Source organism: Mycobacterium terramassiliense, from assembly GCF_900157385.1.
Lineage (GTDB): Bacteria > Actinomycetota > Actinomycetes > Mycobacteriales > Mycobacteriaceae > Mycobacterium > Mycobacterium terramassiliense.
In genome coordinates, this window is sequence record NZ_LT717699.1 from 294,588 (window position 1) to 309,215 (window position 14,628).

A 14,628-nucleotide genomic window follows, 5' to 3' on the forward strand; every position below is an offset into this window, starting at 1 on the left:
CGTGAGGAAGCGCTGACGGTGAGTATCTGGCTCTCGGGTCGGGGCATGCCCTTCCCGGTCACAGTGGCGGGACCGCACCGGATTCGCACCGGTTTCCTCAGGCTCTCGGATTTCCTGAAGCCCCGTCAGCGCCTTTCGGTAGCAAATATTGCCACACGCCACCCGCACGGCGTGTCACGCTTGAGTCGAACAGGTGTTCGGCTACTGTGGTGAGCGTTCGAAGATCCGACTTGTCGGTGGCCTTCTCTAGTGTCACGGCCAACCGACCGATACCGGTCAGAAGAACACACCGACGATAGGAAGAGGCAAACATGGCGCAAGCCCCCGACCGCGAGAAGGCTCTCGAACTGGCGATGGCCCAGATCGAAAAGAGCTACGGCAAAGGCTCGGTGATGCGTCTCGGCGACGAGATGCGCCAGCCGATCTCGGTCATCCCGACCGGATCCATCGCACTGGACGTGGCCCTGGGCATCGGCGGCCTGCCCCGCGGCCGGGTCGTGGAGATCTACGGCCCGGAGTCCTCGGGTAAGACCACCGTCGCGCTGCACGCGGTGGCCAACGCCCAGGCCGCCGGCGGCGTCGCGGCGTTCATCGACGCCGAGCACGCCCTGGACCCGGACTACGCCAAGAAGCTTGGCGTCGACACGGATTCGCTGCTGGTCAGCCAGCCCGACACCGGTGAGCAGGCCCTCGAGATCGCCGACATGCTGATCCGCTCCGGCGCGCTGGACGTCCTGGTCATCGACTCGGTGGCGGCCCTGGTGCCGCGCGCCGAACTCGAAGGCGAGATGGGGGACAGCCACGTCGGCCTGCAGGCCCGGCTGATGAGCCAGGCGCTGCGCAAAATGACCGGCGCGCTCAACAACTCGGGAACCACGGCGATCTTCATCAACCAGCTCCGCGAGAAGATCGGCGTGATGTTCGGCAGCCCCGAAACCACCACGGGTGGAAAGGCCCTGAAGTTCTACGCGTCGGTGCGCTTGGACGTGCGCCGGATCGAGACGCTCAAGGACGGCACCAACGCGGTCGGCAACCGCACCCGGGTCAAGGTCGTCAAGAACAAGGTGTCGCCGCCGTTCAAGCAGGCCGAGTTCGACATCCTCTACGGCAAGGGCATCAGCCGTGAGGGTTCGCTGATCGACATGGGGGTGGATCAGGGCTTCATCCGCAAGTCCGGGTCGTGGTTCACCTACGAGGGCGAGCAGTTGGGCCAGGGCAAGGAGAACGTCCGCACCTTCCTGATGGAGAACGCCGACGTGGCCAACGAGATCGAGAAAAAGATCAAGGAAAAGCTCGGCATCGGCGCGGTGGTGACCGACGACCCCTCCGGTGACAGTGTCCTGCCCGCCCCCGTCGACTTCTGAGCCCTCCCGCGACGAGCAGGCGCGGGCGTTGTGCCTGCGCCTGCTCACCGCGAGGTCGCGCACCCGGGCCGAGCTGCGCGGTCAGCTGGCCAAACGCGGATACCCCGACGACGTCTGCGACCGGGTGCTTGACCGGCTGGCGGCCGTCGGCCTGGTCGACGATGCCGGGTTCGCCGAACAGTGGGTCCAGTCCCGGCGGGCGAAAGCGGGTAAGAGCAAGCGCGCCCTGGCCGCCGAGTTGCACACCAAGGGCGTCGACAAGGACGTGATCACCGCGGTGCTGGGCGGGATCGACGCCGGGGCCGAGCGCGACCGCGCCGAGCAGCTGGTCCGGGCCAAGCTGCGCCGCGAGACGCTGAGCGACGAAGCGAAAGTGAGCCGCCGGCTGGTGGCGATGCTGGCCCGGCGCGGCTACAGCCAAAACCTGGCGTGCGAGGTTGTCCTCAGCGAGCTGGCCGCCGAACGGGAGCGCCGCTGCGTCTAGCCCTGTGACGTGCGGTTTCTCGCCCGCGGGATGCTCGCCGTACCATGGCCGGGTGACTTCCCCCGTGACTTCGACGGCGGCCCGAGACGTTTCGGGGGCGCGCACCTACCAGGTGCGCACCTACGGCTGCCAGATGAACGTCCACGACTCCGAGCGGCTGGCGGGGCTGCTGGAGGCGGCCGGTTACCGGCGGGCCGCCGACGGTGCCGACGCCGACGTGGTGGTCTTCAACACCTGCGCCGTCCGGGAGAACGCCGACAACAAGCTCTACGGCAACCTCAGCCATCTGGCGCCGCGCAAGCGCGGCAACCCCGACATGCAGATCGCGGTCGGCGGCTGCCTGGCCCAGAAAGACCGGGACGCGCTGCTGAGCAAGGCGCCCTGGGTCGACGTCGTCTTCGGCACGCACAACATCGGATCGCTGCCGGCGCTGCTCGACCGGGCCCGGCACAACAACGTCGCGCAGGTGGAGATCGCCGAGGCGCTGCAGCAGTTCCCGTCGTCGCTGCCCAGCGCCCGCGAATCCGCCTACGCCGCCTGGGTTTCCATCTCGGTGGGATGCAACAACACCTGCACGTTCTGCATCGTCCCGGCGCTGCGCGGCACGGAGGTCGACCGCAGCCCGGCCGACATCCTGGCCGAGGTGCGGTCGCTGGTGGACGACGGCGTGCTCGAGGTCACCCTGCTGGGCCAGAACGTCAACGCCTACGGGGTGTCCTTCGCCGATCCGGCGCTGCCCCGCGATCGCGGCGCCTTCGCCGAGCTGCTGCGGGCCTGCGGGCGCATCGACGGGCTGGAGCGCGTGCGGTTCACCTCGCCGCACCCGGCCGAGTTCACCGACGACGTCATCGAGGCGATGGCGCAGACGCCGAACGTCTGCCCGGCCCTGCACATGCCGCTGCAGTCGGGATCCGACCGGGTACTGCGGGCGATGCGGCGGTCGTACCGCGCCGAGCGGTACCTGGGGATCATCGAGCGGGTCCGGGCGGCCATGCCGCACGCGGCGATCACCACCGACCTGATCGTCGGATTCCCCGGGGAAACCGAAGAGGACTTCGCCGCCACGCTCGACGTCGTGCGGCAGGCCCGGTTCGCGGCGGCGTTCACCTTCCAGTATTCCAAGCGGCCCGGCACCCCCGCCGCGGAGTTCGGCGGGCAGCTGCCGAAACCCGTTGTGCAGGAACGCTACGAGCGGCTCGTCGAGGTGCAGGAGCAGATCTCGCTGGAGGGCAACCGCGCGCTGGTCGGGCAGACCGTCGAATTGCTCGTCGCCGCCGGTGAGGGACGCAAGGACGCCCGCACCGCCCGCATGACCGGCCGGGCCCGCGACGGCCGGCTGGTGCACTTCGCCTCGCACGAAGGGGTGCGCCCGGGCGACGTCGTCACCACCGTCGTCACCGGCGCCGCCCCGCACCACCTCGTCGCCGACGCCGGAATTCGCAGCCACCGCCGCACCCGGGCGGGTGATGCGCACGCCGCCGGGCGGCGCCCCCGCACGATCGGTCTCGGCATGCCCGCCGTCGGGCCGTCCACAGAGCCGCTGGAACCGCTACAACCGCTGGGGTGTCCCCGATGAAGAAAGAACACGCCGACATCGACGCGCTGCGAACCGAAATCGACGCCGCCGAGCGCCGGGTGGCGCGCGAGATCGACCCCGGCCCAAGGGCTTTGGTGGTCGCCATCCTGGTGTTCGTGCTGCTGGGTTCGTTCGCCCTGCCGCACACCGGCGACGTGCGGGGGTGGGACGTGCTGTTCTCCAGCCACGGCGCCGGCACCGCCGCGGTGGCCCTGCCGTCGCGGGTGTTCGCCTGGCTGGCGCTGGTGTTCGGTGTGGGCTGCTCGATGCTGGCGTTGATGACGCGGCGCTGGGCGCTGGCCTGGGTCGCGCTCGCCGGTTCGGCGATCGCGTCCGGCGCCGGGCTGCTGGCGGTGTGGTCACGCCAAACCGTGGCCGTCGGGCACCCCGGACCCGGCGTGGGGCTGATCGTCGCGTGGATCACCGTGCTGCTGTTGTCGTTTCACTGGGCCCGCGTGGTGTGGGCGCGCACCGCCGTGCATCTGGCGGCCGAGGAGCAGCGGCGGCGGATCGCCGCGCAGCAGCAGTCGATGACCCTGCTGGACAGCCTGGGTGATCGGGAGGATCCGACGGCGCCGCCGCCCGAGGCCTAGGACCTGCGCGTCAGCGCCTCGGCGGCCGCGTCGGCCCATTGCCGCCACTGCTCGGCGTTGGCCCTGGCCTCTTCGGCCTCCTTGGTCCGCCCGGCCGCGGCGGCCTTTTGCGCCTGCTGCTCGTACTGCTCGGCGCGCGTCCGGAACTGCTCGGCCCGGGCCTGCGCCTGCGGGTCCGACCAGTCCGCTTCGCCGGCGTCGCGCACCCGTTTCTCGACCGCACGCAGGCGCCGCTCCAGCTCGGCGGACCGCTCCCGCGGCACCTTTCCGATCGCGTCCCACTTGTCGGCGATGGAGCGCAGCGCCGCCCGCGCCGCGTCCAGGTTGCCGGTGTCGAGCTTTTCCGCCTCGGCCAGCAGCGCCTCTTTGGCGGTGGCGTTGGCCTGGAACTCGGCGTCCTTCTCCGCCGCGGCGGCGTTGCGGGCCGTGAAGAAGGCGTCCTGCGCGGCCTTGAAGCGGCGCCACAGCGCGTCATCGAGTTCCCGGGTCGCCCGCCCGGCGGCCTTCCACTCGGTCAGCAGCTTGCGGAATTCCGCGCTGGTGGCGGTCCAGTCGGTCGAGTCGGACAATTCCTCGGCGCGCTCGCAGAGCCGTTCCTTCGACTGCTTGACCCCCGTGCGTTCCCGGTCCAGATCGGCGAAATGTGATCCCCGCCGCCGGTTGAAGGCGTCCCTCGCGGCCGAATAGCGCTTCCACAACGCGTCGTCGACCTTGCGGTCCAGGCCGGTGATCGTCTTCCACTCGTCGAGGATCGCCCGCAGCCGGTCGCCGGCGGCCTTCCACTGCGTCGAGTTGGCGCCCAAATCCTCGGCCTCGGCCGCCAGGGCCTCCTTGCGGGCGGTCTGGGCGGCCCGGTGCTCCTCGCGTTTGGAGCGGCCCTCGGCGATGGCCGCCTCGGCGTGTTCGAGCAGGCCGGCCAACCGGGCGGAGAGCGCGTCGACGTCGCCCAGCACGGTCGCGGTCGGCAAGGTTTCGGCCAGCGCGGAGGCGTTGGCCCGGATCTTGCGCGCGTCCCCGGTGCCGGAGGCCAGCCGTTCCTCCATGAGGGTGATCTCGGTGCTCAGGTCGTCGAATCGGCGGCCGAAATGGGCGAAGGCGGCCTCGCGGTCGCCGGCCTGCCACGAGCCGACGATGCGCTCGCCGGCCGAGCTGATCAGCCAGACCGTGCCGTCGTCATCGACGCGTCCGAACCGGTGCGGGTCGCTGGTCGGGTGCGTGGCCAGCGGGTGGGCGGCGGGTCGTGGTCCCGGGCTCACCGGGCGCGGTCCCGGTCGCGGCACCGGCCTGGGAGAAGCGGTGCTGCCTGGCTCGTTGGCCGTCATCCCCTCGTCACCACCTTCCCAACCTCTCGCGCGGTGATGTCCCGCGCGCCTGCCGCGCGTGGCGGCTCCGTTCGCTTCCTCGACTGACTCCCACAGTATTCAAGCAGGTTGGTGGGCGTCGCGCCCCTACCTCTCGGCGGCGCCGGACGCGCCCGGTCAGGCCGGCTTCGCACCGGGAACAGACCGGCCGCGGCGGATAACAGTTGCATTCCACCGCCGCTTCGGCCATAGGGCCCCGCCGCGCCGCCCGGTAGCGTGGCGGGAGCGAGTGGAGTTTCTGGTGGGATGAGCGAGGTGCGATGGACGCCGCGGGTAGCCGTCGTTGCGCTGTACAACGGTTTGCTGCGGGCGCAATATTGATGGGCCGTCGGGGCCGCTGAGGGCCTGAGCCCGGCGCCGTCGCACTACAGTGGTCGCTGAATTCTGATCGAACAGCGCGTGTACACGTAGCGTCGCAGGGGATGCTGCTCGGCAGGCCGGTGAGGGGGTTCGCATGACGAAAGTGGATGTCGCGGCGCTGATTGCGTTGTGCGCGGCGCTGGCTTCCGCCGTCGGCGACGTGATCCGGCAGCGCTCGGCGCAGGAGATCACCGACGAGGATGTCGGCCACCTCGAGCTGTTCCGGATGTCGTTGCGCGACAAGCGGTGGTGGCTGGGCGGGCTCGCGGCGATCGTCAATTACAGCCTGCAGGCCGCCGCGCTGGCGTGGGGGTCGGTGGTGCTGGTGACGGCGCTGCAGGTGACGGCGCTGCTGTTCGCGCTGCCCATCTATGCGCGGCTGACCAACTACCGGGTGACCCGCTGGGAGTGGGTGTGGGCGGTGGTGCTGGCCGCCGCGCTGGCGGTGGTGATCATCGTCGGCGACCCGCAATCCGGTCACGAACGGGCCTCGCTGTCGACGTGGATGATCGTGGCCGCGGTGATGGGCCCCACGTTGGTGCTGTGTGTGCTGGGGGCCCGGATCTGGAAGGGCCGTCCCGTCGCGGCGATACTGCTGGCGGTGGTGGCGGGTTCCTCGCTGGCGCTGTTCGCGGTGCTGACGAAGGGCGTCGTCGAGGTCGCCGAACGGGGGCCCGGCGCCGTGCTGCGCATGCCGGAGTTCGTTCCGTGGCTGCTGATTGCCCTGTGCGGCATGGTGTTCCAGCAGTCCGCCTTCCGCGCCGGGGCCCTCACCGCGTCCCTGCCGACCATGACCGTGGCCAAGCCGGTGGTGGCGGGCGTCCTCGGGGTGACCGTGCTCGGCGAGACGCTTCGGGCCACCGGACCCGCGGCGCTTGCATTGGTCTCGGCGGTGGCGTTGGTCATCATCGCGACGGTGGCGTTGGCCCGCGGCGAGGCCGCCTCGATGGCGGCCGGGACCGGGCGAGACCTCAAAGACGACCCGCTGCCCAGCGACCCACCCCCCCAGGAGTCCATTCCGGTTTCGCCGGCGGCTCCGGACCCGACCAAGACGATTACCTAGTCCGGTCCCGGTCCCGTTAGTTTTGTGGCGTGCTGGGCGCCATCGCGATCGTTCCCTCCGCGCCGGTGCTCGTTCCCGAGCTGGCCGGGGCGGCCGCCGCCGAGGTGGCCGACCTCACCGCGGCGGTGCTCGCGGCGGCGGCGTTGTTGCCACCGCGTTGGGTCGCCGTCGGAACGGGCCAAGCCGACGACGTATTCGAGCCCGAGTCCAGCGGAACCTTCGCCGGCTTCGGGGCGGATGTTCGCGTCGGGCTGTCGCCGCGGGCCGCCGCGCCCGGCGACCTTCCCGTGTGCGCGCTGCTCGCCGGGTGGGTGCGGGCCCAGGCGCGCCCCGACGCCGGCGTGCAGGTCCGCGTCTACCGCCGCGACCACGACGCCGAGACCGCGCTGGCCCGCGGCAGGGGCCTGCGCGCCGAGCTGGACCGGGCCCCGGAGCCGATCGGTGTGCTCGTCGTGGCCGACGGCGCGAACACCCTGACGCCTTCTGCGCCCGGCGGCCACCACCCGGGCGACGCCGACGCGCAGGCGACCCTGGACGACGCCCTGGCCGACGGCGACGTCGCCGCCCTGGCCGGGCTGCCGCCGCGGATCCTGGGGCGGGTCGCGTTCCAGGTGCTCGCCGGCCTGACCGGGCCGGGGCCGCGGTCGGCCAAGGAGCTCTACCGGGGTGCGCCCTACGGCGTGGGCTACTTCGCCGGCTTCTGGCAGCTATGAAGCCAGGTGGGCGGCCGCTCGCCATCATCGGGCCGACGGGCACCGGAAAGTCGCAGCTGGCGCTCGACTGTGCCGAACGGATCGGCGGGGAGATCGTGAACGCCGACGCGATGCAGCTGTACCGCGGGATGGACATCGGCACCGCCAAGCTGCCGGTCGAGGAGCGCCGCGGCATTCCCCACCATCAGCTCGACGTCCTGGACGTCACCGAGACGGCCACCGTCGCCCGCTATCAGCAGGCCGCCGCCGCGGACGTCGAGGCGATCGCGGCCCGGGGCGCGGTGCCGGTGATCGTGGGCGGGTCGATGCTCTACGTCCAGTCCCTGCTCGACGACTGGTCGTTTCCGGCGACCGACCCCGCGGTGCGCGCGCGCTGGGAGCGGCGGCTCGCCGAGGTCGGGGTCGGCGAGCTGCACGCCGAGCTCGCCCGCCGCGACCCGGCCGCGGCCGCGGCGATCCTGCCGACCGACGGCCGGCGCACGGTGCGCGCCCTGGAGGTCGTCGAGCTCACCGGGCAGCCGTTCGCCGCCTCGGCGCCGCGCATCGGCGCCCCGCGCTGGGACACCGTCATCATCGGATTAGACTGCGACACAACCGTTCTCGACGAGCGATTGGCCCGCCGCACCGACGCGATGTTCGATCAGGGCCTGGTCGAGGAGGTGCGCGGGCTGCTGGGCCACGGTCTGCGCGACGGGGTCACCGCCTCGCGCGCCCTGGGCTACGCGCAGGTGCTGGCCGCGCTCGACGCGGGCGCCGGCCCGGAGCAGCTGCGCGACGCGCGGGAGCAGACCTACGTGGGCACCCGGCGCTACGTGCGACGGCAGCGGTCCTGGTTTCGCCGGGACCACCGGGTGCACTGGCTGGACGCCGCCGAGGGCGCGGGCCTCGTCGACGACGCGGTTCGGGCGTGGCGGCACGTACCCTGATTTGGTGGTGATCTTCGCCAAGGGCCACGGCACGCAGAACGACTTCGTGCTGCTGCCCGACCTCGACGCGCAGCTGACGCTGACCGCCGCCCGGGTGGCCGCGCTGTGCGACCGGCGGCGCGGCCTGGGCGCCGACGGAGTGCTGCGGATCACCACCGCGGGCGCCGCCGTGCGGGTCGGTGTGCTCGAGCGCCTGCCCGACGGCGTCGGCGCCGACGACTGGTACATGGACTACCGCAACGCCGACGGGTCGATCGCGCAGATGTGTGGCAACGGCGTGCGGGTGTTCGCGCACTACCTGCGCGCCGCGGGCCTGGAATCCCGCGACGAGTTCGTCGTCGGGTCGCTGGCCGGCCCGCGCCCGGTCACCATGCACCACGCCGGCGATACCAATGCCGACGTCACCGTCGACATGGGCAAGGCGAACCGGGTCGGCGAAGGGGGCAAGGCCTTCGAGGCAGTCGTCGGCGGCAGGCGGTTCAGCGGCCTGGCGGTCGACGTCGGCAACCCGCACCTGGCCTGCGTCGACCCGCAACTGGACGCCGAGGGCCTCGCGGCCCTGGACGTGGGAGCGCCCGTGCGGTTCGACCGCGCCCAGTTCCCGGACGGCGTCAACGTCGAGGTGCTCACCGCTGCCGTCGGGGGAGTGGTCCGGATGCGGGTCCACGAGCGCGGCGTGGGCGAGACCCGCTCGTGCGGCACCGGAACCGTCGCGGCCGCGGTCGCCGCGCTGGCCGACGCGGGGTCCGACACCGGGACCCTCACCGTGCGGGTGCCCGGCGGCGACGTCGTCGTGACCATCACCGACGCCACGAGCTACCTGCGTGGGCCGTCGGTGCTGGTGGCCCGCGGCGAGATCAGCGAGGAATGGTGGCGCGCCCAGGAGCGTTAAATCAGGTGCGCCGCACCGATTTAGCGTGCAGTATTGCTAATTGCCTATGACACATCCCGAAACTCCCTTTCACGATCAGCCTGATCTCGAGCCCAGTGCGGGCGAACTCGCCCTCGAAGACCGGTCGGCGCTGCGCCGCGTCGCCGGGCTGTCCACCGAACTCGCCGACGTTTCCGAGGTCGAGTACCGCCAGCTGCGCCTGGAGCGCGTGGTGCTGGTGGGCGTGTGGACCGAGGGCAGCGCCGCCGACAACCAGGCCAGCATGGCCGAGCTCGCGGCCCTCGCCGAAACCGCCGGGTCCCAGGTGCTCGAGGGGCTCATCCAGCGCCGCGACCGGCCCGACCCGTCCACCTACATCGGCTCGGGCAAGGCCGCCGAGCTGCGCGAGGTGGTCCTGGCCACCGGCGCCGACACCGTCATCTGCGACGGCGAGCTGTCCCCGGCGCAGCTGACCGCGCTGGAAAAGGCCGTCAAGGTCAAGGTCATCGACCGCACCGCGCTGATCCTGGACATCTTCGCCCAGCACGCCACCAGCCGGGAGGGCAAGGCGCAGGTGTCGCTGGCCCAGATGGAGTACATGCTGCCCCGGCTGCGCGGCTGGGGCGAGTCGATGTCGAGGCAGGCCGGCGGCCGCGCCGGCGGCAGCGGGGGCGGTGTGGGGCTGCGCGGTCCGGGTGAGACCAAGATCGAGACCGACCGTCGTCGCATCCGGGAACGCATGGCCAAGCTGCGCCGCGAGATCAAGGACATGAAGCAGGCCCGCGACACCCAGCGCAGCCGCCGGCTGCACAGCGACGTCCCGTCGATCGCCATCGTCGGCTACACCAACGCCGGCAAGTCCAGCCTGCTCAACGCGTTGACCGGGGCCGGGGTGCTGGTGCAGGACGCGTTGTTCGCCACCCTGGAACCGACCACCCGGCGCGCCGAACTCACCGACGGCCGGCCGGCCGTGCTCACCGACACCGTCGGGTTCGTCCGGCACCTGCCCACCCAACTGGTCGAGGCGTTCCGCTCCACGCTCGAGGAGGTCGTCGACGCCGACCTGCTGGTGCACGTGGTGGACGGCTCCGACGCCAACCCGGTGGCCCAGATCAACGCGGTCCGCCAGGTGATCTCCGAAGTGATCGCGGACCATGACGGCAGCCCGCCGCCCGAGCTCCTGGTGGTCAACAAGGTCGACGCCGCGAGCGATCTGGCGCTGGCCAAGCTTCGCCACGGGCTGCCCGGCGCGGTGTTCGTCTCCGCGCGCACCGGCGAGGGCATCGACGACCTGCGCCGACGGATGACCGAACTGGCCGAGCTGGCCAAACCCACCGATACCGCCGTCGACGTGGTGATCCCCTACGACCGCGGCGACCTGGTCGCCCGGCTGCACGCCGGCGGGCGCGTCCAGCAGGAGGAGCACAACGCCGACGGCACCCGGATCCGGGCGCGCGTCCCGGTGGCGCTGGCCGCGAGCCTGCGCGAGTTCGCCGCCCGGTAGTAGCTCCGGCGGGCGCCGACTGCCTACCAACCGGCTGGTTGGTATATGTTGGCGGCAGAAGTCCCATTCGCCGAGGGTCAGCGGAGGTCGTCCATGAGTGCCGCCATCAAGTACCAGCGCACGCTATTCGAGCCCGAGCACGACTTGTTCCGCGAGTCCTACCGCGGCTTTCTGGATCGCCACGTGGCGCCGTACCACGAGGAATGGGAGAAGGCCAAGATCGTCGACCGCGGCGTGTGGCTGGAGGCCGGAAAGCAGGGCTTCCTGGGCATGGCGGTGCCCGAGGAGTACGGCGGCGGCGGCAACCCCGACTTCCGGTACAACACGATCATCACCGAGGAGACGACGCTGGGCCGCTACAGCGGGATCGGCTTCGGCCTGCACAACGACATCGTGGCGCCCTACCTGCTGTCGCTGGCCAACGACGAGCAGAAGCAGCGCTGGCTGCCCAAGTTCTGCACCGGGGAGATCATCACCGCGATCGCCATGACCGAGCCGGGCACCGGCAGCGACCTGCAGGGCATCAAGACCCGCGCGGTCAAGCAGGGCGATCACTACGTGCTCAACGGCGCAAAGACGTTCATCACCAACGGGATCAATTCCGACCTGGTCATCGTCGTCGCCCAGACGGACCCCGACAAAGGCGCGCAGGGCTTCTCGCTGCTCGTGGTCGAGCGCGGCATGGAGGGATTCGAACGCGGCCGGCACCTGGACAAGATCGGGCTCGACGCGCAGGACACCGCCGAGCTGTCGTTCACCGACGTGCATGTCCCGGCCGAAAACCTGCTCGGCGAGGAGGGCATGGGATTCATCTACCTCATGCAGAACCTCCCGCAGGAACGGATCGGAATCGCCATCATGGCCGCCGCGGCGATGGAGGGCGTGCTGGAGCAGACCGTGCAATATGCCAAGGAGCGCAAGGCCTTCGGCAAGCCCATCGGCAGCTTCCAGAACAGCCGCTTCGTCCTCGCCGAACTGGCCACCGAGGCCACGGTGGTGCGGATGATGGTCGACGAGTTCGTCCGCCTGCACCTCGACCACAAGCTGACCGCCGAGCAGGCCGCAATGGCCAAGTGGTACTCCACCGAAAAGCAGGTGCACCTGATCGACCGGTGCCTGCAGCTGCACGGTGGCTACGGCTACATGCGCGAATACCCGGTCGCCCGAGCCTATCTCGACGCCCGGGTGCAAACGATCTACGGCGGCACCACCGAGATCATGAAGGAGATCATCGGCCGCAGCCTCGGTGTCTAGGAATCCTGTTGCGACGCAAGGCAATCGCGGCTTCCTGGGCACATGGCGCCCCACGGTGCGGGTGCCGCCGGCTAGCTAGCCCGCCAAACAATGAATGGCCTAATCGGCCATTTCGCCGGGTAGTTCTCTGACCAGCTAACGGCTTCGCGTACCGTCGGCCCATGTGTTTCTCGTATATCGACTGCGCAGTCACACATCACCGCGTCGGCGATCGCGGCGCTGGTGAGCGCGGTCGATTGCAGTCCGGGCGCGCTCCGGCATCATTTCGACATCGGCGCGGTCTCCGTTTCCGTAATATTTGCAATTTGACTTCGCATTTCTTGGTGGCCGGGGCAAAGTTATGCGAGCCCGGCGAGAACGCTGTTTGCCACGGGGCTGGGTGCGGTCATGGCCACGGGTAGGGGCCTATCCATCGGAGGCTTGGTGAACGGGCAGAGAGGTCGAATGCGCAAGCTGGTCGGGCGCGCGCTGGTTGGCATGGCGGTCACGGTGCTGGCGGCCGCGTTGCTGGCGCCGTCCGTCTCCGCGTCGCCGATCGGGGACGCCGAGGCCGCCATGATGGCCGCCTGGGAAAAGGCGGGCGGGGATACCTCGCCGCTCGGTGCGCGCAAGGGCGACGTCTACCCCGCCGGGGACGGATTCGCGCTGGACTTCGACGGCGGCAAGATGTTCTACACCACCGAAACCGGTGCCAGGTTCGTCTACGGCCCCATCCTGGACAAATACGAGGCGCTGGGCGGTCCGGTCGGCAGCGATCTGGGGTTCCCGACGATCAACGAGGTTCCGGGCCTGGCGGGACCGGACAGCAGGGTGGCCACCTTCTCGGCCAGCGACAAGCCGGTGATCTTCTGGACGCCCGACCACGGCGCCTTCGTGGTGCGCGGCGCGATGAACGCGGCGTGGGACAAGCTGGGCAGCTCCGGCGGCGTGCTGGGCGCGCCGGCCGGGGACGAAACCTACAACGGTGAGGTCACCTCCCAGAAGTTCAGCGGCGGCGAGATCTCCTGGAACCGTAAGACCAAGGAGTTCGCCACCAACCCGGCGCCGCTGGCCGACCAGCTCAAGGGCCTGCAGGTGGCGATCGATCCGGCCGCCGCCATCAACATGGCGTGGCGGGCCGCCGGCGGGGCCACCGGCCCGCTGGGCGCCAAGCAGGGCGCAACGTATCCCATCGGCGGCGACGGGATCGCCCAGAACTTCGCCGGCGGCAAGGTCTTCTTCAGCCCGGCCACCGGCGCGAACGCCCTCGAAAGCGACATCCTCGCCAAGTACGAGTCGCTGGGCGGGGCGGCTGGCAGCGACCTCGGTTTCCCCACCGCCAACGAGTCCGACGGGGGCATCGGCCCGTCCAGCCGGATCGCCACCTTCGCGGCGGCCGACAAGCCGGTGATCTTCTGGACCGCCGAGCACGGTGCGTTCGTGGTGCGCGGCGCGATGAAGGCCGCGTGGGACAAGCTGCGCGGCCCCGGCGGCAAGCTGGGTGCCCCGGTCGGCGATCAGGCCGTGGACGGCGACGTCGTCTCGCAGCAGTTCACCGGCGGCAAGATCTCGTGGAACCGGGCGAAGAACTCGTTCGCCACCGAGCCGTCGAACCTGGCTCCGTTGCTGTCCGGCCTGCAGGTGTCGGGGCAGAATCAGCCGAGCACCGCGGCGATGCCCTCCCATGGCAAGAAGTTCTCCTGGCAGCGGTGGTGGCTGCCGGCCGCGATCGCGGTGTTGGTGCTGGTCCTGCTGTCGGCGTTGCTGACATTCGGATTGCGCCGGCGTCGCGCGCGCCGCGGCGACATCGCCGCCGCCCCCGCCTACCAGCCCGAGCGCGACGCGCTAGCCGGTTATGAGGCCCCGGCCGACGCGCACTGGGGCCATGACGACGCCGAGTTCACGACCGACCATTTCGCGGCCGGCGACGTGCACCCGGCCGAGGAGCAGGCGGCGGCCGAAGCCGAGCCCGCGGGACGGGTCAGTTGGAGCCGGGGCCCCGAGGGCCCGGTCGCCGGGGAAGAAGATCCCGACGCGGTCGACACGGATTCCATCCCCGTCGTCTCGGCGGCCGCCCTCTCGGACGCGGGCTATCCCGAAATCGCCGACGAGGACGCCACCTACGGGGACGCCGCCTACGAGGACGCCCTCTACGACGACGACACGGGCTACGAGCAGGCCCGCTACGAAGAGCCCGGCTACGAGCAGGCCGGCCACCCGGACGCCGCCGAGGCCGACGCCGAGCTACCCGAGACCGTCGGCCCCGAAGCGGCCGAGGCCTTGGCGTTGGGCGGCGAATCCCGCATCGGGCGACACCATGCGGCCGCGGACGACGAGGAGGAATTGCCGGGGGCCCCGGAAGCGGCCGACGCGGCGCCCGCCGTCGGTGGGCGCCCGACGATCCGCCTGCCGCTGGACGACCCCTACCAGGCGCCCGACGGCTACCCGATCAAGGCCAGCGCGAGCTTCGGCCTGTACTACACGCCCGAGAGCCCGCTCTATCACGACACCCTGGCCGAATTCTGGCTGTCCAGCGAAGAAGTCGCGCAGGCCAACGGCTTCGTCAAGGCCGACTGAGCG

12 protein-coding genes and 1 riboswitch are annotated in these 14,628 nt (G+C 70.9%); of the genes, 11 read left to right on the plus strand and 1 reads right to left on the minus strand.

Going from position 1 to position 14,628, the window contains the following annotated elements:
• Positions 1-142, minus strand: a riboswitch (cobalamin riboswitch).
• A gap of 169 nt (positions 143-311) precedes the next feature.
• Genes recA through MTAB308_RS05605 form a run of 4 tightly spaced genes read left to right on the plus strand, consistent with a single transcriptional unit; the run spans position 312 to position 4,017 of the window.
• Positions 312-1,364 (plus strand): recombinase RecA, encoded by a 1,053-nt coding sequence (gene recA, locus MTAB308_RS05590; RefSeq protein ID WP_077098530.1) that lies wholly within the window; start codon positions 312-314, stop codon positions 1,362-1,364.
• Positions 1,330-1,848 carry a recombination regulator RecX gene (recX, locus tag MTAB308_RS05595; RefSeq protein WP_077098531.1) on the plus strand — a complete coding sequence of 173 codons (519 nt, stop codon included), beginning with the start codon at positions 1,330-1,332 and terminating at the stop codon, positions 1,846-1,848. The genes recA and recX overlap by 35 nt, the downstream gene beginning before the upstream one ends.
• A gap of 52 nt (positions 1,849-1,900) precedes the next feature.
• The gene (gene miaB / locus MTAB308_RS05600) at positions 1,901-3,424 is read left to right on the plus strand and encodes a tRNA (N6-isopentenyl adenosine(37)-C2)-methylthiotransferase MiaB (RefSeq protein WP_216823648.1); all 1,524 of its coding nucleotides are present in this window, start codon (positions 1,901-1,903) and stop codon (positions 3,422-3,424) included.
• Positions 3,421-4,017: an Rv2732c family membrane protein gene (locus MTAB308_RS05605; RefSeq protein ID WP_077098533.1), complete on the plus strand. Its 597-nt coding sequence runs from the start codon at positions 3,421-3,423 to the stop codon at positions 4,015-4,017. Before miaB ends, MTAB308_RS05605 begins: the two co-directional genes overlap by 4 nt.
• Here MTAB308_RS05605 and MTAB308_RS05610 read toward each other — a convergent pair.
• Positions 4,014-5,339, minus strand: coding sequence for a DUF349 domain-containing protein (locus tag MTAB308_RS05610; RefSeq protein ID WP_077098534.1), 1,326 nt, complete (start codon positions 5,337-5,339; stop codon positions 4,014-4,016). The two genes, MTAB308_RS05605 and MTAB308_RS05610, sit on opposite strands and share 4 nt — an antisense overlap.
• Before the next feature lie 493 nt (positions 5,340-5,832).
• Between MTAB308_RS05610 and MTAB308_RS05615 the strand changes: the two genes are divergently transcribed.
• The 7 genes from MTAB308_RS05615 to MTAB308_RS05645 all read left to right on the plus strand — a co-directional run bounded on the left by MTAB308_RS05615 (position 5,833) and on the right by MTAB308_RS05645 (position 14,625).
• Positions 5,833-6,801 (plus strand): DMT family transporter, encoded by a 969-nt coding sequence (locus tag MTAB308_RS05615; protein ID WP_083746437.1) that lies wholly within the window; start codon positions 5,833-5,835, stop codon positions 6,799-6,801.
• Between the two features lie 29 nt (positions 6,802-6,830).
• On the plus strand, positions 6,831-7,514 hold the full coding sequence (locus MTAB308_RS05620) for a class III extradiol ring-cleavage dioxygenase family protein (RefSeq protein ID WP_077098535.1): 684 nt from the start codon (positions 6,831-6,833) through the stop codon (positions 7,512-7,514).
• The gene (gene miaA, locus MTAB308_RS05625) at positions 7,511-8,440 is read left to right on the plus strand and encodes a tRNA (adenosine(37)-N6)-dimethylallyltransferase MiaA (protein ID WP_077098536.1); all 930 of its coding nucleotides are present in this window, start codon (positions 7,511-7,513) and stop codon (positions 8,438-8,440) included. The genes MTAB308_RS05620 and miaA overlap by 4 nt, the downstream gene beginning before the upstream one ends.
• 7 nt (positions 8,441-8,447) lie before the next feature.
• The gene (dapF, locus tag MTAB308_RS05630; RefSeq protein WP_077098931.1) at positions 8,448-9,332 is read left to right on the plus strand and encodes a diaminopimelate epimerase; all 885 of its coding nucleotides are present in this window, start codon (positions 8,448-8,450) and stop codon (positions 9,330-9,332) included.
• Between the two features lie 46 nt (positions 9,333-9,378).
• Positions 9,379-10,815, plus strand: a complete 1,437-nt coding sequence (hflX, locus tag MTAB308_RS05635) for a GTPase HflX (protein WP_077098537.1) — start codon at positions 9,379-9,381, stop codon at positions 10,813-10,815.
• A 93-nt stretch (positions 10,816-10,908) separates the two neighbouring features.
• Positions 10,909-12,069, plus strand: a complete 1,161-nt coding sequence (locus MTAB308_RS05640; protein ID WP_077098538.1) for an acyl-CoA dehydrogenase family protein — start codon at positions 10,909-10,911, stop codon at positions 12,067-12,069.
• Positions 12,070-12,513: 444 nt separating this feature from the next.
• The gene (locus MTAB308_RS05645; RefSeq protein WP_077098539.1) at positions 12,514-14,625 is read left to right on the plus strand and encodes an LGFP repeat-containing protein; all 2,112 of its coding nucleotides are present in this window, start codon (positions 12,514-12,516) and stop codon (positions 14,623-14,625) included.
• Positions 14,626-14,628: the final 3 nt, after the last annotated feature.

Excerpts from the sequence above, each read along its gene's own strand:
- MTAB308_RS05645 (WP_077098539.1), top strand. The coding sequence starts at position 12,514 with ATGCGCAAGCTGGTCGGGCGCGCGCTGGTTGGCATGGCGGTCACGGTG.
- MTAB308_RS05610 (WP_077098534.1), bottom strand. The coding sequence starts at position 5,339 with ATGACGGCCAACGAGCCAGGCAGCACCGCTTCTCCCAGGCCGGTGCCG.
- recA (WP_077098530.1), top strand. The coding sequence starts at position 312 with ATGGCGCAAGCCCCCGACCGCGAGAAGGCTCTCGAACTGGCGATGGCC.
- MTAB308_RS05640 (WP_077098538.1), top strand. The coding sequence starts at position 10,909 with ATGAGTGCCGCCATCAAGTACCAGCGCACGCTATTCGAGCCCGAGCAC.
- miaA (WP_077098536.1), top strand. The coding sequence starts at position 7,511 with ATGAAGCCAGGTGGGCGGCCGCTCGCCATCATCGGGCCGACGGGCACC.
- MTAB308_RS05605 (WP_077098533.1), top strand. The coding sequence starts at position 3,421 with ATGAAGAAAGAACACGCCGACATCGACGCGCTGCGAACCGAAATCGAC.
- MTAB308_RS05615 (WP_083746437.1), top strand. The coding sequence starts at position 5,833 with ATGACGAAAGTGGATGTCGCGGCGCTGATTGCGTTGTGCGCGGCGCTG.
- hflX (WP_077098537.1), top strand. The coding sequence starts at position 9,379 with ATGACACATCCCGAAACTCCCTTTCACGATCAGCCTGATCTCGAGCCC.